16 protein-coding genes are annotated in these 20312 nt (G+C 33.4%); all 16 read right to left on the minus strand.

The features are described 5' to 3' along the window. Window positions 1-78: 78 nt before the first annotated feature. A complete protein-coding gene (gene dnaI, locus HHH54_RS01210; protein WP_198617002.1) occupies window positions 79-1014 on the minus strand; it encodes a primosomal protein DnaI in 936 nt (311 codons plus the stop codon). Next, window positions 1014-2384 (minus strand): replicative helicase loading/DNA remodeling protein DnaB, encoded by a 1371-nt coding sequence (dnaB, locus tag HHH54_RS01215; protein ID WP_198617003.1) that lies wholly within the window; start codon window positions 2382-2384, stop codon window positions 1014-1016. The genes dnaI and dnaB overlap by 1 nt, the downstream gene beginning before the upstream one ends. A gap of 1 nt (window position 2385) precedes the next feature. Then, a complete protein-coding gene (nrdR, locus tag HHH54_RS01220) occupies window positions 2386-2853 on the minus strand; it encodes a transcriptional regulator NrdR (RefSeq protein ID WP_198617004.1) in 468 nt (155 codons plus the stop codon). Between the two features lie 229 nt (window positions 2854-3082). Next, window positions 3083-4081 carry a glyceraldehyde-3-phosphate dehydrogenase gene (locus tag HHH54_RS01225; protein ID WP_198617005.1) on the minus strand — a complete coding sequence of 333 codons (999 nt, stop codon included), beginning with the start codon at window positions 4079-4081 and terminating at the stop codon, window positions 3083-3085. Between the two features lie 239 nt (window positions 4082-4320). Then, window positions 4321-4956: a dephospho-CoA kinase gene (coaE, locus tag HHH54_RS01230; protein ID WP_198617006.1), complete on the minus strand. Its 636-nt coding sequence runs from the start codon at window positions 4954-4956 to the stop codon at window positions 4321-4323. A 16-nt stretch (window positions 4957-4972) separates the two neighbouring features. Next, window positions 4973-5845 (minus strand): bifunctional DNA-formamidopyrimidine glycosylase/DNA-(apurinic or apyrimidinic site) lyase, encoded by an 873-nt coding sequence (mutM, locus tag HHH54_RS01235; RefSeq protein WP_198617007.1) that lies wholly within the window; start codon window positions 5843-5845, stop codon window positions 4973-4975. A gap of 18 nt (window positions 5846-5863) precedes the next feature. Continuing rightward, entirely contained in the window at window positions 5864-8497 is a 2634-nt protein-coding gene (gene polA, locus HHH54_RS01240; RefSeq protein ID WP_198617008.1) for a DNA polymerase I, read from the minus strand. 144 nt (window positions 8498-8641) lie between these two features. Continuing rightward, the gene (pnpS, locus tag HHH54_RS01245) at window positions 8642-10342 is read right to left on the minus strand and encodes a two-component system histidine kinase PnpS (RefSeq protein WP_198617009.1); all 1701 of its coding nucleotides are present in this window, start codon (window positions 10340-10342) and stop codon (window positions 8642-8644) included. Continuing rightward, window positions 10343-11047 carry a response regulator transcription factor gene (locus HHH54_RS01250; RefSeq protein ID WP_198617010.1) on the minus strand — a complete coding sequence of 235 codons (705 nt, stop codon included), beginning with the start codon at window positions 11045-11047 and terminating at the stop codon, window positions 10343-10345. It abuts the gene before it with no gap. A gap of 178 nt (window positions 11048-11225) precedes the next feature. Beyond that, complete coding sequence (icd, locus tag HHH54_RS01255) at window positions 11226-12488, minus strand: NADP-dependent isocitrate dehydrogenase (protein WP_198617011.1); 1263 nt, start codon at window positions 12486-12488, stop codon at window positions 11226-11228. A 52-nt stretch (window positions 12489-12540) separates the two neighbouring features. After that, window positions 12541-13659: a citrate synthase gene (locus tag HHH54_RS01260; RefSeq protein WP_198617012.1), complete on the minus strand. Its 1119-nt coding sequence runs from the start codon at window positions 13657-13659 to the stop codon at window positions 12541-12543. A 405-nt stretch (window positions 13660-14064) separates the two neighbouring features. Further along, on the minus strand, window positions 14065-15825 hold the full coding sequence (pyk, locus tag HHH54_RS01265; protein WP_198617013.1) for a pyruvate kinase: 1761 nt from the start codon (window positions 15823-15825) through the stop codon (window positions 14065-14067). 17 nt (window positions 15826-15842) lie between these two features. After that, window positions 15843-16814, minus strand: coding sequence for a 6-phosphofructokinase (gene pfkA, locus HHH54_RS01270; RefSeq protein ID WP_198617014.1), 972 nt, complete (start codon window positions 16812-16814; stop codon window positions 15843-15845). Between the two features lie 376 nt (window positions 16815-17190). Then, a complete protein-coding gene (gene accA, locus HHH54_RS01275; RefSeq protein WP_198617015.1) occupies window positions 17191-18135 on the minus strand; it encodes an acetyl-CoA carboxylase carboxyl transferase subunit alpha in 945 nt (314 codons plus the stop codon). Then, window positions 18135-18995, minus strand: a complete 861-nt coding sequence (accD, locus tag HHH54_RS01280; protein WP_198617016.1) for an acetyl-CoA carboxylase, carboxyltransferase subunit beta — start codon at window positions 18993-18995, stop codon at window positions 18135-18137. The genes accA and accD overlap by 1 nt, the downstream gene beginning before the upstream one ends. A gap of 45 nt (window positions 18996-19040) precedes the next feature. Further along, the gene (gene ystJ, locus HHH54_RS01285; RefSeq protein ID WP_198617017.1) at window positions 19041-20273 is read right to left on the minus strand and encodes an NADP-dependent malic enzyme; all 1233 of its coding nucleotides are present in this window, start codon (window positions 20271-20273) and stop codon (window positions 19041-19043) included. Window positions 20274-20312 lie beyond the last annotated feature (39 nt).

Here is a 20312-nt window from a genome sequence, read left to right on the forward strand (position 1 = left end):
CTGTACAGTATTACATGTCATACCATATCCTCTAATTTTACAAATATATTCTGATAAATCTATTATACCCCTATTTTTTTAATTTTCAATACTTTTTCTTCTATAATTTTCACCTTCAAGTTGATAAGGGTCACTTAAAGTTTTAATTCGTTCCATTATACGTTGTGCCTTCATACCATCTATACCTTGCTTAGTATCCGATAAATGATTTTCTAACTCAGTTAAATCTAGATTTGAACTAAAAAATGTAGGCAGTTCTTGAATCATTCGATAATGTAAAATAGGCCCTAATACTTCATCACGAACCCATGGTGTCAAATCTTCAGCACCAATATCATCTAAAAATAACACTTTTGCTTCACGAACTTGTTTTATTTTTTTAGCTGTTGAGCCATCTTGAAAACCATTCTTTAATGTACGTATAAATTCTGGAACATAAATAATCATTGATGGAATACGATTGTCTTTTAATTCATTCGCAATGGCACCTAGTATAAATGACTTACCCGTTCCAAACTCACCATACAGATAAAACCCTTTTGTAGTACGATGTTCAATTATTGCGTCAATAACATCATCTAGCTTCATAGCTAAATCTAAACGATTGCGTCGGGTCATATAAATATCCTTAATTTTGGCATTAAGTGTGTCCGGATGCATATGAAATGATGTAATCATGCTACTCAGTTTTTTCTCTTCATCATGTCTTATTTTACATGGACATGGTAAATAACGAATTTTAATTTGGTGGTTTTCGATATAAAGTTCTGGAATATGCCCTTTAATAAAGTTGGGACAGTTCTCGTAAGTATGATTATCCGTATAATATTTTTGTTGATCCTTATACTCTTGCAGAATATTTAAATCATTATCAATCATTTGTGATGTAACTTCTGATTGATGATCATTTAAAAATTGTTTAACATCTGGATCTGCTAATACTTGTCGCTTAATTTTTTCTATTCTTTTTTGAAGTGCTGGATTATTGCCAAATATTTGATTAAACTGTTGCATTACTTCTCACCTGCCCGACGCTTATGTTTTAATTTGTTTAAGAAAGCTTCTCTATCTTTAGCTAACGCTTCTTGATCTTCACTTTTTTGTTCGAATTCCTCAGGATGCGTGACCCATCTTGGTTGTTTTTCTTTACGTTGATAGTAATTAGAGCGTTGAGTTCGACTATTTTTAGTATGACGTTTTTGTTGAGCGAGTTCTTCATTCTTTTGTGTCTCCATTGCTTTTTCATAAGCAGATCTCGCATCTGTTACACCACTTTTTTTCCATGTAGATGCTACAGAAAACACATATTTTTCAGGTAAGCTGTTATCTATTTTTTGCATAACATACTGTAACAGAATATTTATGACACCGAATCCGAATCCCTCTCGCTGCATTAACTCTTCAATCATATCTTTTTGATATTTAGGAGGTTCTGATCCGCCATAAGAGGTCAACATTACCACTGGGCTTAATTCATCCATTAAATCAAACCATTCTTCCCAACTCGAAACAGATTCAGCATCTTTTTTGTACGTAGACTTTTGAACTGGCTTTTTATTCACCTGTAATGAAGGGAGTTGCTGATGGTTGTTCATAAGAAAATATTGCTTAGCTTGCTTTCGTAATTGGTTAATCGATAAACTTTGATCACTATTTAGAGATTTTAATATAATTGTTTTCATCACATCTGGAGATAAACGATAAAGTGTCGCTAATTGATTTATCACAGATTTATTAGGTTCTGATAACACGCTACGACTCACATAATGTGACTGCAACATATCTGCTAATAACTCAAAATCAAATGCAACATCTGTTAAATCAAGTCCTGGATACTGAGTTGTTTTTAAATCATGTGCTGGACTTACCTCGACGTGTTTAGGTACTTTAAATACATCTGTAAACTTTTTAGTAACTTCTGTATAACCTGTTAAATCAAATCGTTTAGGTATAAAATAATTTTTCAGAGACAGATAACGTTCTTTTCCTACAACTTCATAAAAATATATAGATAGCATTGGATCATTAAAAAAGTCAAATGCTGAAGGTGGCGGTAACAATTCATATACAAATTGTGTAACATTATCCGTATGTTTCACAAATGTTTTTAATAGCCCTAAACCTTCAAGCAAGTCCAAACTTTCTCTGAAATCAATTAAATTCATTTTAAGCTCTGTCATTATCGTGTAATGTGTAATTTGTTGCTTTTGAGAGCCATCGTTAAATTGATTTAAAAATTGATATATACCTATGGCTGTCGCCCCTATTAATGGTGTAAACAAACGATTCAAAATTTCATAATGATCTGTATTATATTGAAAGTGCCGGATCACGGTGAAACCATCATGAGGACTTAACTGAGATTGAAATCTTGATATCGTCATTCTACTCACTCCGTCTATTTTCTTTTAATATACCTTGCATTGATTGAAGAAGTTGATCGACGTCTTTAAATTCACGATAAACCGAAGCAAAACGTACATACGATACTTGATCCACTTGCATTAATAAATCCATAACATATTCACCAATATCAAGTGAAGAAACCTCTGCAACGCCATCTTCTCTCAACTTCCACTCAACACGATTCGTGATTTCTTCTAATTGTTGAAATCCAACAGGTCTTTTTTCACATGAACGTACAAGTCCATTTAGAATCTTTTCTCGGTTAAATTGCTCTCTTGTACCATCTTTTTTTACTACAATTAATGGACTCATTTCAATATGTTCAAAAGTTGTGAAACGTGTACCACAATTTTCACATTCTCTTCTTCTTCTAATTGCATTCATATCATCAGCATGTCTAGAATCAACAACTTTAGACTGCGTATGATTACATTTGGGACATTTCACGACTTTTCACCTTCTTCATGTCTAATTTTGCTCTATTATACTATAAACATCACTATTTCAAAAGTTCAACAGGTCAAGTGTTAACATCCTTAATAAATGCAAAATATAATTTTATTAAAATTAAATTGATAGTAGCTAATAAACACTTCACTAACCATTAAAAGTATAGAACCAACACAAAAAGGTTAGCACTCTGAAAACAGAATGCTAACCTTTTATATAAAAAACCTTATAACTTTTCAGCAATGATTTGTAATACGTCAACAACACGTGTAGAATAACCCCACTCGTTATCATACCAAGCGAGTACTTTTACTTTTTTATCATCAATAACCATTGTAGATTGAGCATCAATGATTGCCGAATGCGCATCAGTATTAAAGTCATCTGACACCAATGGCTCATCAGTAATATCTACAATGCCATCTAAATCGTTATCTCTGAATAATTGGTTAACTTCGTCTTTAGTTACAGATTGATTTAAATCTACAACTAAGTCTACTAATGAAACGTTTTTCGTTGGAACACGTAATGCCATACCGTGAACTTTTCCTTCTAATTCAGGTAAAACTAGTGCTAATGCTTTAGCTGCACCAGTTGATGTTGGAATAATACTTTCAAACGCTGCACGAGCACGTCGTAAGTCCTTGTGTGGATTGTCTAAGTTATTTTGGTCATTAGTAACAGCATGCACTGTTGTCATTAATCCATTTTGAATTCCGAACTTGTCATTTAATAACTTAGCAACTGGCGCTAAACAGTTTGTAGTACATGATGCATTACTAAATATGTCATACTTTTCAACATCTAACGTATCATCATTCACACCTTTTACTACCGTTTGAACCTCTCCGCCTTTAGATGGGCCAGTTAATAAAACTTTTTTCGCTCCTGCATTAATGTGTGCGATTGCTTTATCGCCATGATTAAATTTACCAGTTGCCTCAACAACAACATCAATACCTAAATCTTTCCATGGTAAATTTTCAGGATTACGGTCAGAAACCAATTTGATTTCTTTTCCATCGACTTTAATACCATTCTCAACTGCTTCAACCTTTTTATTGAAGCGGCCATGAGTTGTGTCATACTTGATAAGATGCGCAATAGTCTCTGATGGGTAGCTTGCGTTGATTGCTACAACTTCGATATCCTCTCTATTTAATGCAATTCTTAAAACCATACGGCCAATACGGCCTAAACCATTAATCGCAATCTTTGTCGTCATTTGAAAAAGCACTCCTTAGATATGTGTTATACTTTATACAGATAAGTATATCATAATAATTCTAAAATGAAATCGTTTTCTAATATCAATTTCACTTTATTTGTGTAATTATATTCACTGTTAAGTTGTTTTATGATTTAAATAGACCTCATTCCAAAAGAAATATGACTCAAAATAAAAAAAGAACGTACAGTTTATGCGGATACTGTACGTTCAAAATTAATAATCTAAAATACATTTTATGATGACGAAGATTCATCACTCAATGAATCAAATGATTCTATAAAACCTTTCTCAACAAGTATTTTTTCTAGGTTTTGCTTAAGTTCTAGTTTTGTGCCTAAATTATCAATGACAACGTCTGCCATACGACTTTTTTTATCAATAGAGATTTGACTGTAGATTCGAGCTTTCGCATCTTCAATAGACAAATCATTACGCTCCATTAAACGATCGATTTGAATTGGTTCCGATGCGTAAACTAACCATACTTCATCTACAGTTTTTTCAAGATTATTCTCAAAAAGCAAAGGTATATCCATAATTACATTATACCCTTCTTTAAGATATTCATCTCTTTCTTTAGACATAATACGACTTACAATCGGATGAACAATTCGATTTAATTGCGCTCTTTTTTCGTCACTATAAAAGACTTGTTGCCCAATATACGCTCTATCCATTTCACCATCATCAGTCAGTGCTTCATCTCCAAATACTTCTTGCACTTTTTTTAAACCTTCTGAACCTTTTTCAACTGCTTTTCGTGATGCAACATCTGCATCTACAATCTTAAATCCATGTATTTTTAGAAGTTCAGCAACTGTTGATTTACCCGTTGCAATACCACCTGTTAATCCAATAACTTTTGGCATATTTTACTCATCCTTTTCAATGTTGACAATTAGGACAATAATGTGTGTTACGTCCACCAATTGTTTCTCTTTTTATAGCACTACCACATACTGAACATTGATCTTGTTGATACACTTTTAGATGATCTTGCATTGATCCACGTTGTCCATCAGCATGTACATAGTCTGATACACTTGTACCTCCATTCTCAATACCCATATTTAGTACTTTAATAACACTCTCATAAAGCTGTTCACGAGCCTTTGATGTTAAATGTTTACTTTTAGTATGCGGATTGATTGAGGCATCAAATAATGCTTCACAGGCATATATATTGCCACATCCTGCAATCACTTTATGATCTAAAATCATTTGTTTAATTGGCATTTCTTGATATTTTTTAATATCAAATTGCTTTAAGTAATGTACTAAACCTTCGTCGGTAAACGGTTCAGGAGCAATTTCTAATACTGAAGGATAAACACTCAAATCACTTACATTTCGAATTTCTCCAAAACGACGAATATCCGAGTATACAAGCTTCAAACCATTTTCAAGATGAAAAATAACCTGCCAATGCTTTTTATAATTATAAATTGCTATATCATCAAGCGTTTGTACGACAAAAAAAGCACCTGACATCCCTAAATGAGAAATTAAAATTCGTTCATCATTATCTTTTTGAAGGTAGAAAAATAAATATTTACTTCTTCTTTCAATCGATGTAATACGGTAATCTATTGAATTTATTTTAAAATCTTCAAGACTTATCCCTTTAATAATTGTTTCTTTGTTTTGTGACTTTCCTGAGATAACTTTATCCGAAAATTCAACATCACTTATCCTTTGATTTAAAACAATTGGTTCAAGTCCACGTTTCACATGTTCTACTTCTGGTAATTCTGGCATTCTTTTTAAAACCTCTTTCTATTTTGCATCATACCACGTTTTGCCATAATTGGATTCCACTTCAAGAGGAACGTCTAATTCTAATGCATTAACCATAATATTTTCAATAAACTCACGGAATGCTTCTACTTCTGATTGTGGGACTTCAAAAATGAGTTCGTCATGCACTTGTAATAAAAGTGTCGCATTAAAATCCGATTGTTGAATAGCCTCATGGAAATGTACCATCGCAAGTTTTATAATATCTGCAGCACTACCTTGTATTGGTGAGTTCATCGCTGTGCGCTCAGCAAATCCTCGTTTATTAAAGTTACGACTTGTAATATCTGGTATATATCTACGACGTTTTAATAATGTTTCAACATACCCATCTTGTTTTGCATCTTGAATGATACTTTCCATATATTGCTTAACACCAGGAAAATGATCAAGGTAATCATCAATAAAAGTTTGAGCCGCTTTGCGTGATATACCTAAATTTTGACTTAATCCATAATCACTTATACCATAAACGATTCCAAAGTTTACAGCTTTAGCTTGACGTCTCATCAATGAAGTTACTTCATTTTCAGCTACACCAAAAACCTTCATAGCCGTTGTGGTATGAATATCTTCATTATTTATAAATGCGTGTTGTAATGTTGCATCACCCGTAATATGAGCTAATACTCTTAATTCAATTTGTGAATAGTCTGCTGCAAAAATAACCGTATCTTGATTAGCTGATTTAAAAGCTTTACGTATTTTACGCCCTTCTTCAAGACGAATTGGTATATTTTGTAAATTAGGATCAACAGAAGACAAACGTCCAGTTTGTGCTAATGTTTGGTTAAATCGTGTATGAATTCGACCATCTTCCCAAATAACTTTTTGCAAGCCTTCAACGTATGTTGATTGTAACTTTGATAATGTACGATACTTTAATATAGACTCGATAATTTCATGTTCATTTCGTAACTTTTCTAATACATCTACTGCTGTTGAATAACCAGTTTTTGTTTTTTTAATGATTGGTAATTGGAGTTTTTCGAATAAAATAACCCCCAATTGTTTTGGTGAATTCACATTGAAAGACTCTCCTGCTTTTTCATGAATGTCAGCAACCAATTCATCCAATTTAGCTTGCAATTCTTTTTCCATTTCTTTAAGTGTATCTTTATCTGTGTATACACCAACGTACTCCATTTCACTAAGAATATATGCAAGTGGCAACTCAATGTCTGATAATAAAACAAGTTGTTGATGTGATTCTAAAATCTCTAACATTCGTGGTCGTACATCGTGAATTGCCTTCAATATACTTGCAATATGCTGATTTAAAATTTCTGCATCAGGGACTTGGAATGATTTACCTTTTCCATATACTGATACATTTTCTTTTACATAATTGACGTCATACAAATTGACAACTGATTGAACATCATCAATTGTGTGAGAAGGATCAATTAAATATCCTGCTAACATCGCATCAAAATGAATGTTTTGAATTTGAATATTTAAACGTTTCATTGCGATATAAGTTTTCTTAGCATCAAATACATATTTTTGTGTGTTTTTATCTTCTAACCATTGTTTAAGCATGTCATGTTCTTTTAATATCTCTGGTGTTACAACTACATAATGATGTCCATCATATATACCGAATTTAAGTATAGTGTCTTTTAGATAATTAACGCCTTCAATTTCAACATGTATACTCGCGGCATTTAAATTCTCAAATTGAATCACATCGATGTCAGGTGTTGGTTCGAATGAATATTCAGTGCTTTCAACAGACTCGGCCACACTTTGATCCATAGCATCTAACAATTGTTTGAATTCTAGTTCCTTAAAAAGTTGTACTTTTTGTGTTTCATCGTTTGTATCTGGTATCTTAGTATCTTTTAATTGTACTGCTATGGGTGCATGGCGCTCAATAGTAGCAAGCGTTTTACTCATTAATGCATCTTCTTTACTATTTTCAAGCTTTTCTTTTAATTTTTTTCCAGATACATCTTCAATATTTTCATAAACACCTTCAACTGATTGAAATTGATGTAATAGTTTTAATGCTGTTTTTTCTCCAACACCAGCAACGCCTGGAATGTTATCGGAATTATCTCCCATAAACCCTTTTAAATCAATAATTTGATGAGGCGCTAATCCACCATATTTTTCAGCAATAAATTCAGGTGTATAATGATCAACATCAGTAATACCTTTTTTTGTATAGTAAATTGTGACATGATCAGAAGCAAGTTGTGTTAAGTCCCTATCACCTGTAATAATAACCGTTTCCATTCCAGCTTGATCTGCTTCAAGACTGAGTGTGCCAATGATATCGTCCGCTTCGTAATTTTCCAATTCATAACTTTGGATATGATATGCATCTAGAAGCTGACGTATTAATGGAAATTGCTCTGACAATTCCGGTGGTGTTTTTTGACGTCCACCTTTGTAATCTTTATAAGTTTCATGTCGAAATGTAGTTTTGCCAGCATCAAATGCAACTAAAAAATGTGAAGGTTGTTCTTCTTTTATAATTTTTTCTAACAACCTTGCAAATCCGTATATTGCATTGGTATGTATTCCAGCCTTATTTTGAAGTAACGGTAATGCATAAAACGCTCTAAAACTAAGACTATTTCCATCAATTAAAACTAATTTATCCACGCTATTCCCTCCAACATAATTTGTATACATTTTATCATAGAAGTTCGTATATCCATATTATCTTTTATTTCCACGTACTTAATCAAAATGACTTAGACTGAATCTCATCAATCTAAGTCATTATATCTATTGAGCTTATCAACTTTATTCTGGTAAAATCACTCTAAATGTTGAACCCTGATTAAGTTGTGATTCTACTTCAATGTGGCCCCCATACCCCTCTACAATATGTTTCGTAATCGACAATCCTAAACCAGTTCCACCTGAATCACGGCTTCTTGCTTTATCGACTCTATAAAATCTCTCAAATATTCTATATTTATCCTCTTCACTCATACCAATACCTTCATCTTTAACCTCTATAACCCTGTAATTATTCTCTTTAAATACTTTTAACTTAACCGACTTTTCTCGAGGTGAATAATTGATTGCATTTGAAAGTAAATTAACGATAACCTGTGAAATTTTATTTTCGTCTGCCATAGCCATTACATCTGATTCAATTTCCTCTTGAAGTTCAATTGACTTCTGATCTGCAATCGGTTGTATCACTGAGAATGAGGACTTAGCAACTTCAGATAAATTAATCTTATGCTTTTCTAAAGTTGATGTTTGTTCAATTTTAGACAAATCTAATAAATCTTCAACGAGAGATTGAATTCGATTTGACTCTTTAAGAATGATTTCTAAGAACATATCTAAAGATTCTGGATCATTTTTAGCACCGTCAATTAATGTTTCAGTAAATCCTTTCATTGAAGTAATAGGTGTTTTTAATTCATGAGAAACATTAGCAACAAAATCGCGTCTTAAATTTTCAAGTTTTTTCAATTTCGTTATATCATGTAAAACGACGACCATGCCTTCTAGCTTCTTTCGTGTTCGAGATAAAATAGGTACACAAGATGCATCGAAAAACTTTTGATGAATATTATTAATATAAATTTCGATTTGTTCATAGACTGGTTTTTCAGTTTTAAATCCTTCAACAACAAGTTTTTTTATCGTGTTATCCAGAAATTGTTGATAATTTTGATTTTCAACTATTTTCTCCTGATTAAACATCTCATAGTATGTTTGATTTGCGATTACAATTTTACCATCTTTACTGATCATGAGTATTGCACTCGGTATATTTTCTAGTGTTGTCACAAGACGATTACGTTGTATTTTTTGTGCTTTGTTTAAAGCATCTAAACGTCTCGCTAAGACATTAACTGTGACATACAAATCCCGAGTTTCTTTAACACTACTTTCAGGAACACGCACCTTATAATTACCTTCAGTCAATAAAGAAGCAGCGTAGGATACTTCATTAATTGGTTGAATATAAGTTCTATTTATATAACGCACTGAGAAGTAAATTAAAGCAATGATAAACATACCAATTAAAATAAGATACTTCCAAAATTCTAATTGAAGGTTATAAACCATCGTATACTTACCACTAATTAAAATTGTAATTCCTTTTTCAGTATACCCAAACAAATATTCTCCTTCTTTACCATTAAGAATATATGCATTGGATTGAGTAGATAATTGATTAATAATTTCATTTTGACGTTTTTCAATAGCATAATCTTTAGAAGAATTAAACTTTACCTTTTTGTCAGCTTCGATGATCATCATGTTAGCTTTATAGATATCTGCCAATAATTGTATTCTTGAATCATTTTTTTCGCGATGTAATGTTAATATCTGTTTCGATTGCTTAGTCAATTCATTTTTTTGATCTTCAACCGATATCGAATAAATGGCATTATGTACTATGAATCCTAATATAAGAAAACTTACAACAGTGATTGTTGTAAGTATTAATAATAGCTTATGATAAAACTTAATCATTTATTTTGGTCTCTCCAATTTGTAACCTAATCCACGAACCGTCTTTATAAATTGTGGTTGTTTAGGATTTTCTTCAAGTTTATCTCGCAAATGACTAATATGAACATCAACTATACGAGAGTCACCTGCAAACTCGTAATTCCATACTGAGTTCAACATATGCTCACGTGTGATAACTCTCCCCTGTCTTTCTACTAAATATAATAATAGTTCAAATTCTTTAGGAGTCAGCTCGAGTAATTCATCATTTCGATAAACTTCAAAGAAATCAGGTCTAATTCGAATAGAGCCAATAACAATATCTTCATCTTGATCGTTTTGATCTGATGCATGGGTATATGAAGAACGACGTAATATGGCTTTAACACGTGCAACAACTTCACGCGGTGAGAATGGTTTGGTCATATAATCATCGGCTCCAAGTTCTAACCCTAATACACGATCGAATTCATCATCTTTCGCGGTTAACATTAGAATCGGAACTTGGTTTTTATCAGATCTTATTGATTTGCAAACTTCTATCCCATCTTTTTTTGGAAGCATCACATCAAGAACAATAAGGTCAGGATGCGTTTCTTTTTCTTTGAGTAACGCCTCTTCCCCGTCATTTGCAATCTCAACAATATAACCTGCTTGTTCAAGATTATATTTTAATAACGTAACAATTGACTGCTCATCGTCCACCACAAGTACTTTTTGAGCCATAATGTTACCTCCTAAAATTCTTTTTCTTCATTATAACTTAAAATCAACTTAAAAATCATATATAGTTAAACGATTTTACAATATCTTAATATTGTAATTACATTAACTTAACATTTTATTTAAAAAAAGCGGGATAGTTTGAACTATCCCACTTTTAAGCTTTTAATATCGTTATGAATTATAAGTTTTTAATCAATTCATCTGCAAATTCTGATGTTTTAACTTCAGTCGCACCATCCATTAATCGCGCGAAGTCATATGTTACTACTTTAGAAGCAATTGTTTTTTCAACAGAATTTGTAATTAGATCAGCTGCTTCTTGCCAACCTAAATGTTCTAACATAAGTACTCCTGATAATAACACTGATGAAGGGTTTACCTTATTTAGACCAGCATATTTTGGTGCAGTACCATGTGTCGCTTCGAAAATCGCATGCCCAGTTTCGTTATTAATATTTGCTCCTGGTGCAATTCCGATTCCACCAACTTGTGCAGCTAATGCATCAGAAATATAGTCTCCGTTTAAGTTCATTGTTGCTACAACATCATGATCTTCAGGACGTGTTAAAATTTGTTGTAAGAAGATGTCAGCAATAGAGTCTTTAACAATAATTTTACCTGCTTTTACAGCATCGTCTTGAGCTTGGTTAGCAGCTTCTTTACCTTTTTCATCAACAATTTTGTCATATTGTTGCCAAGTGAATACATGATCGCCAAATTCTCTTTCTGCTAAATCATAACCCCATTGTTTAAATGCGCCTTCTGTAAACTTCATAATGTTACCTTTATGAACAAGTGTCACAGACTTACGGTTATTATCAATCGCATATTGGATAGCAGAACGTACTAAACGCTCAGTTCCTTCTTTAGAAACTGGTTTAATACCAATACCAGACGTTTCAGGGAATCGAATATTTTTAGCACCCATTTCATTTTGTAAAAAGTCAATCACTTTCTTAACTTCTTCTGAGCCTTCTTTAAATTCAATACCTGCATAAATATCTTCTGTGTTTTCACGGAAAATAACCATGTCAACATCTTCAGGACGTTTTACTGGTGATGGAACCCCTTTAAACCAACGAACTGGACGTAAACAGTTGAATAAGTCTAATTCTTGACGTAGGGCAACATTTAAAGAACGAATACCTCCACCAATAGGTGTTGTTAATGGTCCCTTAATCGCAATTAAATATGATTTAATTGTATCTAAGGTTTCTTTAGGTAACCATTCTCCTGTTTCGTCATATGCCTTTTGACCAGCTAAAACTTCTTTCCATTCGATTTCTTTTTCACCATTATAAGCTTTTTTCACTGCCTCATTAAGTACTCGGCTGGCAGCGTTCCAAATATCTGGTCCAATACCATCACCAATAATAAATGGAATAACTGGATTATTTGGCACTTGTAAGCCATTCTCAGTTTTTACAATTTTTTCACTCATTTTATAATACCTCCATCAAAACTATCGTATTTAGCATATGATTATATCTATATTAACGCTCTTCAATCGGTACATATTTACGATCAACTTCACCGACATAAGTAGCGCGTGGTCGCATAATTCTGTTATCTCTCAATTGCTCTAAAATATGAGCAGTCCAACCTGCAGAACGACTAACAGCAAAAATAGGTGTAAATAAATCATATTCAATACCCATACTGTGATATACAGTAGCACTGAAGAAGTCGACATTTGGCAACAAGCCTTTTTCTTCTTTCATAATTTCTGCAATTTTAATTGACATTTCAAATAATTCTTTTTGACCAGTTTCTTCTGTAATTCTACGGCTCATTTCTTTTAAATATTTAGCACGTGGATCGCCGTTTTTGTATACACGATGGCCAAATCCCATAACTTTTTCTTTATTTTTAAATGCTTTCTCTAAGTATGGCTCAACATTATCAATCGAACCGATTTCTTTAAGCATTTTCATAACACGTTCATTTGCACCACCGTGTAAAGGTCCTTTAAGCGAACCAACAGCAGCTGTTACACCAGAATACATGTCTGATAATGATGAAACAGCACAACGCGCGGTAAAAGCTGATGCATTTAACTCGTGGTCTGCATGTAGAATTAACGCTTTATTAAACCCTTCTACCTCCACATCACTTGGTTTTTCACCTCTAAGCATATATAAGAAATTCGCAGCATAGCTTAATGATGGATCCGGTTTTACAGGTTCTTTACCTTCACGTACGCGTGCAAAAGATGTAACCAGTGATGCTACTTTAGCTTGAATTCTAATCGCACGCTCTTGTAAAGCACTTTCGCCATTATCATCTGCATGTTCGTCAAAATGAGCTAAATAAGACACTGATGTACGTAATGCTGTCATAGGATGAACTTCATCTGTCGCATACTCTTCAAAATGACTATACATACGTGGGTTAAGCGTCATATAACCGTGTAGTTTTTCTTTTAATTCATCTAATTCTTTCTGATTAGGTAATCGATAATTCCATAACAAGAAAATTACCTCTTCAAACTCAGCATTTTCAGTAAGGTCATCAATGTCATAACCAGCATATGTTAATTGACTATCAATGATTGAGCTAATTTTTGTTTCAGCTGCGATGACCCCTTCTAAACCTCTCTTTAATTCTGCCATATTAATTTCCCCTTTACTTTATATTCGTTCTTTGTAATGGCTTTCAATAACATTATATCCAATAACTAAATTTTTGTGAACATTTTAAGAACACTTGAATTTCGAATTATCTGAAATTTTATAACGTTAAAGTATTATCATTAACTTTAAATACTGTAATGACGGGCTTTTCAAGTACTATTTATATCGAGTATTTAGTATAGCTATAATCATTTGTATTAATTATCAATATTAATAAAAAGATTTGATATCATAAAATAACACGAAAATCTTATTCTATATATCTGTTTATATGACACGACGAACGTGCGATACCTTTATAATACAAAAAAACCATAAATGTATTTGGATAAAACAAATACATTTACGGCTATTCATATGATAACTATTTTTATGTTAGTTTAATTAGAGAACATTAGCGTATCCTTCAAATACTTTTCCTTGTGCAGCGTCTACTGTCACAAGAACATCATTTGGTATATCTTGTGTAGCATTGTCCACACCAACAATTGTAGGAATAGCTTTTTCAAGACCTATAATCGCACTCGGTGATGTTAACCCACCTTCTTCAGTGACTAATCCAATAGCTTGATCAATATAAGGTACGAGCTCATTATCAACAGAAGATGTAACTATAATAGAATTACTTAAATCTTTACCTTCTAAATCTTTAGCAGACTCAGCTATAATAGTACGTCCACATACTGATGAACGACCGATACCTTGTCCACTGGCAATATCTTCACCAATTAAGTGTAATTTCATTAAGTTAGTTGTACCTGATTCACCTGTAGGTACACCAGCTGTAATAATAATTAAGTCACCGTTTTGAACGCGTTCTGTCTCAATCGCAGTTGCAACAGCATTATTTAATAATTCGTCTGTTGTATAATTACCATGACGTACTACAGGATATACACCCCATATTAAACTACATTGACGCGCAGTCGTTTCTAGAGGTGTCACAGCAATTACATCTGATTTAGGTCTGTATTTTGAGATTGTGCGTGCAGTATTTCCACTTTCAGTTGATGCAACGATAGCTTTAACATTTAAATTAAGCGCTGTATGTGCAACTGATACACCAATCGCATTCACTAATGATGTTTCTACTAATTTTGTTCTATCAGATAATAATTTTTTATAATCCTGAGCTTTTTCAGCAGCAGTTGCAATATTATTCATTGCTTTAACTGCTTCTTCCGGATAAGCTCCTGCTGCAGTTTCTCCAGATAACATTACCGCATCTGTACCATCGTAAATTGCGTTAGCCACGTCTGATGCTTCTGCACGAGTTGCACGTGGATTACGTTGCATTGAATCAAGCATTTGTGTAGCTGTAATTACAGGTTTTCCTAATTTATTACATTTACGAATTAAATCTTTTTGTACAATAGGTACCGTTTCAGGTGGGATTTCTACACCCATGTCACCACGAGCAACCATTAATCCGTCAGAGACTTCAAGAATATCATCGATGTTATCGATACCTTCTTGGTTTTCAATTTTAGGAATAATACTAATATTATGATTTTGAGCTTCTTCAAGTAATTTACGTATTTCAAGAACATCGCTTGCACGGCGAACAAAACTTGCCGCAATAAAGTCAACATCCTGCTCAATACCAAATTTAATATCTTGTGCATCTTTTTCTGTAATACCCGGTAAGTTCACTTTAACTCCTGGTAAGTTGACACCTTTTTTATTTTTAAGCTCTCCTGAATTTAGAACTTTACATAAAACTTCACCTTTATCTTTATGAATTTCTTTCACTTCAAGTTCAATCAATCCATCATCTAAAAGTATAAATGAACCAACATGAATATCATTAATTAAATCAGGATAAGTGACCGAGAATTTCTCAGGTGTACCTTCTACCTGTGACATGCTCACAATAACATCTGAGCCTTTTTCTAAATTAATGATACCGTTTTGCATATCATGTGTTCGAATCTCAGGGCCTTTTGTGTCTAATAAGATACCAATATTTAAATTCAGTTTGCTTGCTACTTTTCGTATTGACTTAATACGTTCTGCGTGTTCTTCATGTGATCCGTGTGAGAAATTTAAACGAGCTACATTCATTCCTGCTTTCATTAATTTCTCTAACATTTCTTCAGATTCTGACGCAGGACCAATCGTACAAACGATTTTTGTTCTTTTCATAAATAATGCCTCCTAGATTAAATCGATAATTCTTTTGTTAAATCTAACATACGTTGTGTGTATTTTCGTTCTGAGCCGCTATTGAAAATAGTATCGAAATCTGTTGCAACTAGTTTATTGTCTTTAATACCAACACCTTTAGCAGTATCACCTGACATTAGTAATTCAACCGCATAACCGCCTAAACGAGAGGCTAATACTCTATCTGCTCCTGTAGGGCTTCCTCCACGTTGAATGTGACCTAAAACAGATACGCGTGCATCTACATTAATATATTTTGTTAAATCTGAAGCACATGCATCACCTGTCATACAACCTTCAGCTACAATGATAATTGAATGTTTTTTACCGCGATCTATACCATGTTGAATTTTCTCAGCAATGTCTTTCATATCATAACTTGTTTCAGGTGTAATAATAGTTTCAGCACCGACTGCCAAACCAGACCATAGCGCTAAATCACCACAGTCACGTCCCATTACTTCAATAATAAAAGTACGTGCATGGCTAGAAGCGGTATCGCGAATTTTATCGACAGAGTCAATAATTGTATTAAGAGCCGTATCAAATCCTATTGTAAAGTCAGTACCATTAATATCATTATCTATTGTTCCAGGAATACCAATAGTTTGTATATCTTTACATTCTTCACTTATACGGTGTGCTCCTCTATAACTACCATCACCACCGATAACAACTAATCCCTCAATACCACGTTTTCTAAGATTTTCAATACCTTTGGCTCTAACTTCTTTATCTTTAAATTCAGGGCATCTTGCTGAATAAAGGAATGTACCGCCTCGTTGAATCGTATCGCCAACTGAACCAAGCTCAAGCTTATGAATGTCATCATTAATTAAACCTAAATAACCTTGATAAATACCATAAACCTCAATATCATGATAGATTGCTTTTCTCACAACTGCACGAATAGCTGCATTCATGCCAGGAGAATCTCCACCACTTGTTAAAACTGCAATTTTTTTCATGTAGACATACCCTCTTTTGCAATGTTGTTATGTTAAAAATACCACAAAATTTAATCTCATTCCATCAAAAACAAACGATTTACATAGTGTAAACGTTTTTATAAACCGTACAACATCCTATTATGTAAAATTTTTATTGGTTTATTTTTAATAATTAAATATGTATTTATTCGATTATTTTATTTAATACAAAAATTGTAGTCTTTCCTTTGACTATTAATAAATAGTAATTGCTCTTCAATCCTTTAACATTTCATTCTCAACAGCCATTTAATGTATTAAAAAAACCCCGCTATCATCGTTTATAGATTAACGATATAGCTGAGGCTTTGACGTAAAATTTAAGAAGTATAGAAAAATAGTATCATTTATATCATTATTCTACAAAAGTACCAATATTTCTATATTTGTTAAATCGATCATCCTTAATTTCTTCTGGACTTAAATCTTTAAAAGTTTTAAGTTGGTTAATAAACTCTTCTTTAATGTGATTGGCTAACATCTCAACATCGTGATGTGCACCACCTAAAGGCTCTTTGATTATTTTGTCAGCAACTTTTAGTTCTTGTAAATCATATGCTGTTATTTTCATAGTTTCAGCAGCAATTTTAGCTAATGAGCTATCTTTCCATAATATACCCGCAGCTCCCTCAGGTGATATTACAGAGTAAGTACTGTTTTCTAGCATCAATAGACGATTACTTACACCTAAACCAAGTGCACCACCACTACCGCCTTCACCTATGACTATAGAAATAACAGGTACTTTTAATGAAGCCATTTCAATTAAATTTCTCGCAATAGACTCACTTTGACCTCGTTCTTCAGCTGCTTTACCAGGGTATGCACCCTTAGTATCTATAAACGTAAAAATTGGACGATTAAACTTTTCTGCTTGTTTCATTAATCGCAATGCTTTACGATATCCTTCTGGGTGCGCCATTCCAAAATTACGATAAATATTATCCTTCGTATCTTTTCCACGTTGATGCCCTATTACTGTTACAGGTTGTTTATCAAGGTAGGCAAGCCCTCCCACAATAGAGGGATCGTCTCTAAAATTACGGTCTCCATGAAGTTCTATAAAATCTTCGAAAATATATGGGATATAGTCTAATGTTGTTGGACGTTCTTGTAGTCTTGCAATCTGAACACGATCCCAAGGTTTTAAATTCAGATATACTTTCTCTTTTTCATGTTGTAATGCCGCTTCAAGTAAATCGATTTCATCACTGAGGTCGACATCATTTTTTTGCTGTGTCTCTTCTAATGACTGTATTTTCTTTTTGATATCCTCAATGGATTTTTCAAAATCTAACATTAACGATTCACCCCATTATGCATTTCAAATAATGTTGCTAGTGTCTTTTTCATCTCACTACGATGAACCACCTTATCAACTTGCCCATGTTCAAGTAAAAACTCAGCTGTTTGAAAATCCTCAGGCAATTTTTCATTAATGGTTTGTTCAATAACACGGCGACCTGCAAAGCCTATTAATGCTTTTGGCTCTGCAAGATTAATATCTCCTACCGATGCAAAACTCGCTGAAACACCACCTGTAGTTGGATGTGTCATGTACGATATAAAAAGAAGGTTAGCTGCTGAATGTCTTTCTAATGACACACTCGTTTTAGCCATTTGCATCAATGATACAATACCTTCTTGCATACGAGCACCACCTGAAGCGGTAAATAATACAAATGGTAAACGGTGTTCTGTACAGTAATCAACAATTCGGCAAATCTTTTCTCCGACTACAGAACCCATACTTCCCATTCGAAAACGAGAATCCATAACACCTACGCCAAATTTAATTCCGTTTAATTCAGCTGTTCCTGTGACAACCGCTTCAGTTAAGCCCGTTTTTTCTTGATCTTTTTCGATCTTTTCTTCATATCCTGGAAAATTCAATGGGTTTGCAGAGGTCATGCCTTTATCAAACTCTTCAAATGTCCCTTCATCGCTGATTGCATCAATACGTCCATATGCTGAAATCTTAATATGATGATCACAATTAAAGCAGACATTAAGATTTTCAGTTAATTCTTTAGTGTACATGATTTTTTTACAATTTGGACATTTTGTCATGATACCTTCTGGTACATCATTTTGTTTTGAATCTTGAACCGTAATATATTTTTTCTTTTTAGAATTACGATTAAAAAAATCTTTAAACATTTAAATTACCTCCACACGTAACCACAGACTAACCAAACATTGAATTTATTTTTTTAAGTCCGTAAGCGCTAAAGTTTTTTCATATACGTCTTCTGGGTCTACATCAATTCTAGCGACACCTGATTCCATTGCAGCTCTAGCCACTTCTTTTGCTACAGTTGGTGCAACTCTATAATCGAACGGTTCTGGAATCACATAATCAACGTGACGAGATTCATCGGATACTAAATTTGCAATCGCCTCAACGGCAGCTTGTTTCATTTCCTCATTAATATGTGTCGCACGTACATCAAGTGCGCCTCTAAAGATCCCTGGAAATGCTAAGACGTTATTAATTTGGTTCGGAAAATCAGAACGTCCTGTTCCGATTACTTTAGCCCCTGCTGCTTTAGCTTTGTCAGGTTCGATTTCTGGATTAGGATTTGCCATTGCAAAGATGATTGGATCTTCATTCATGGATTTAACCATATCTTCAGTAAGCGCATTTGCTACTGATACACCTATGAATACATCAGCATCTTTAATGACATCTACTAATTTTCCTTCTACTTTGTCTTTGTTTGTCCATTTAGCAACTGTTTCTTTCGTTTCATTCATACCATATGCGCGACCTTCATAAATAGCACCTTTTGAATCACACATAATCATATTTCTAATACCATACGAATATAATAGTTTAACAATTGCAATACCTGCAGCACCCGCACCATTTAAAACTACTTTTATGTCTGACATTTCTTTATTGACAATGCGTAAAGCGTTTATCAATCCTGCAACTGTTACGATTGCAGTACCATGTTGATCATCGTGAAAAACTGGAATTTTTGTTTCTTTTTTTAAACGATTTTCAATTTCAAAACAACGTGGTGCTGAAATATCTTCTAAATTAATGCCACCGAAGTTAGGTTCTAACAATTTTACAGTACGAATGATCTCTTCAGTATCTTTAGTATTGAGCGAAATAGGAATCCCATCTACACCTGAAAAGCTTTTAAATAACACAGCTTTACCTTCCATAACAGGGATACTCGCTTCTGGACCAATATCTCCTAATCCTAATACAGCTGTACCATCAGAAACCACTGCTACAGTATTACTTTTTAATGTATAATCATAAACTTTACTTTTATCCTCATGAATGTCCTTACAAGGTTCCGCTACCCCTGGTGAATAAGCTAAACTGAGTTCTTCTTTATTTGTTACCTTAACTTTAGGACATACAGCTAATTTACCTTGATGCTCTTTGTGTAGTTGTAGAGCGTCATCTCTTAATGACATATATCATCATCTCCCATTAAAAACTTTAGACTCCTCAAT

This window comes from Staphylococcus canis (assembly GCF_016238445.1).
GTDB lineage: Bacteria > Bacillota > Bacilli > Staphylococcales > Staphylococcaceae > Staphylococcus > Staphylococcus canis.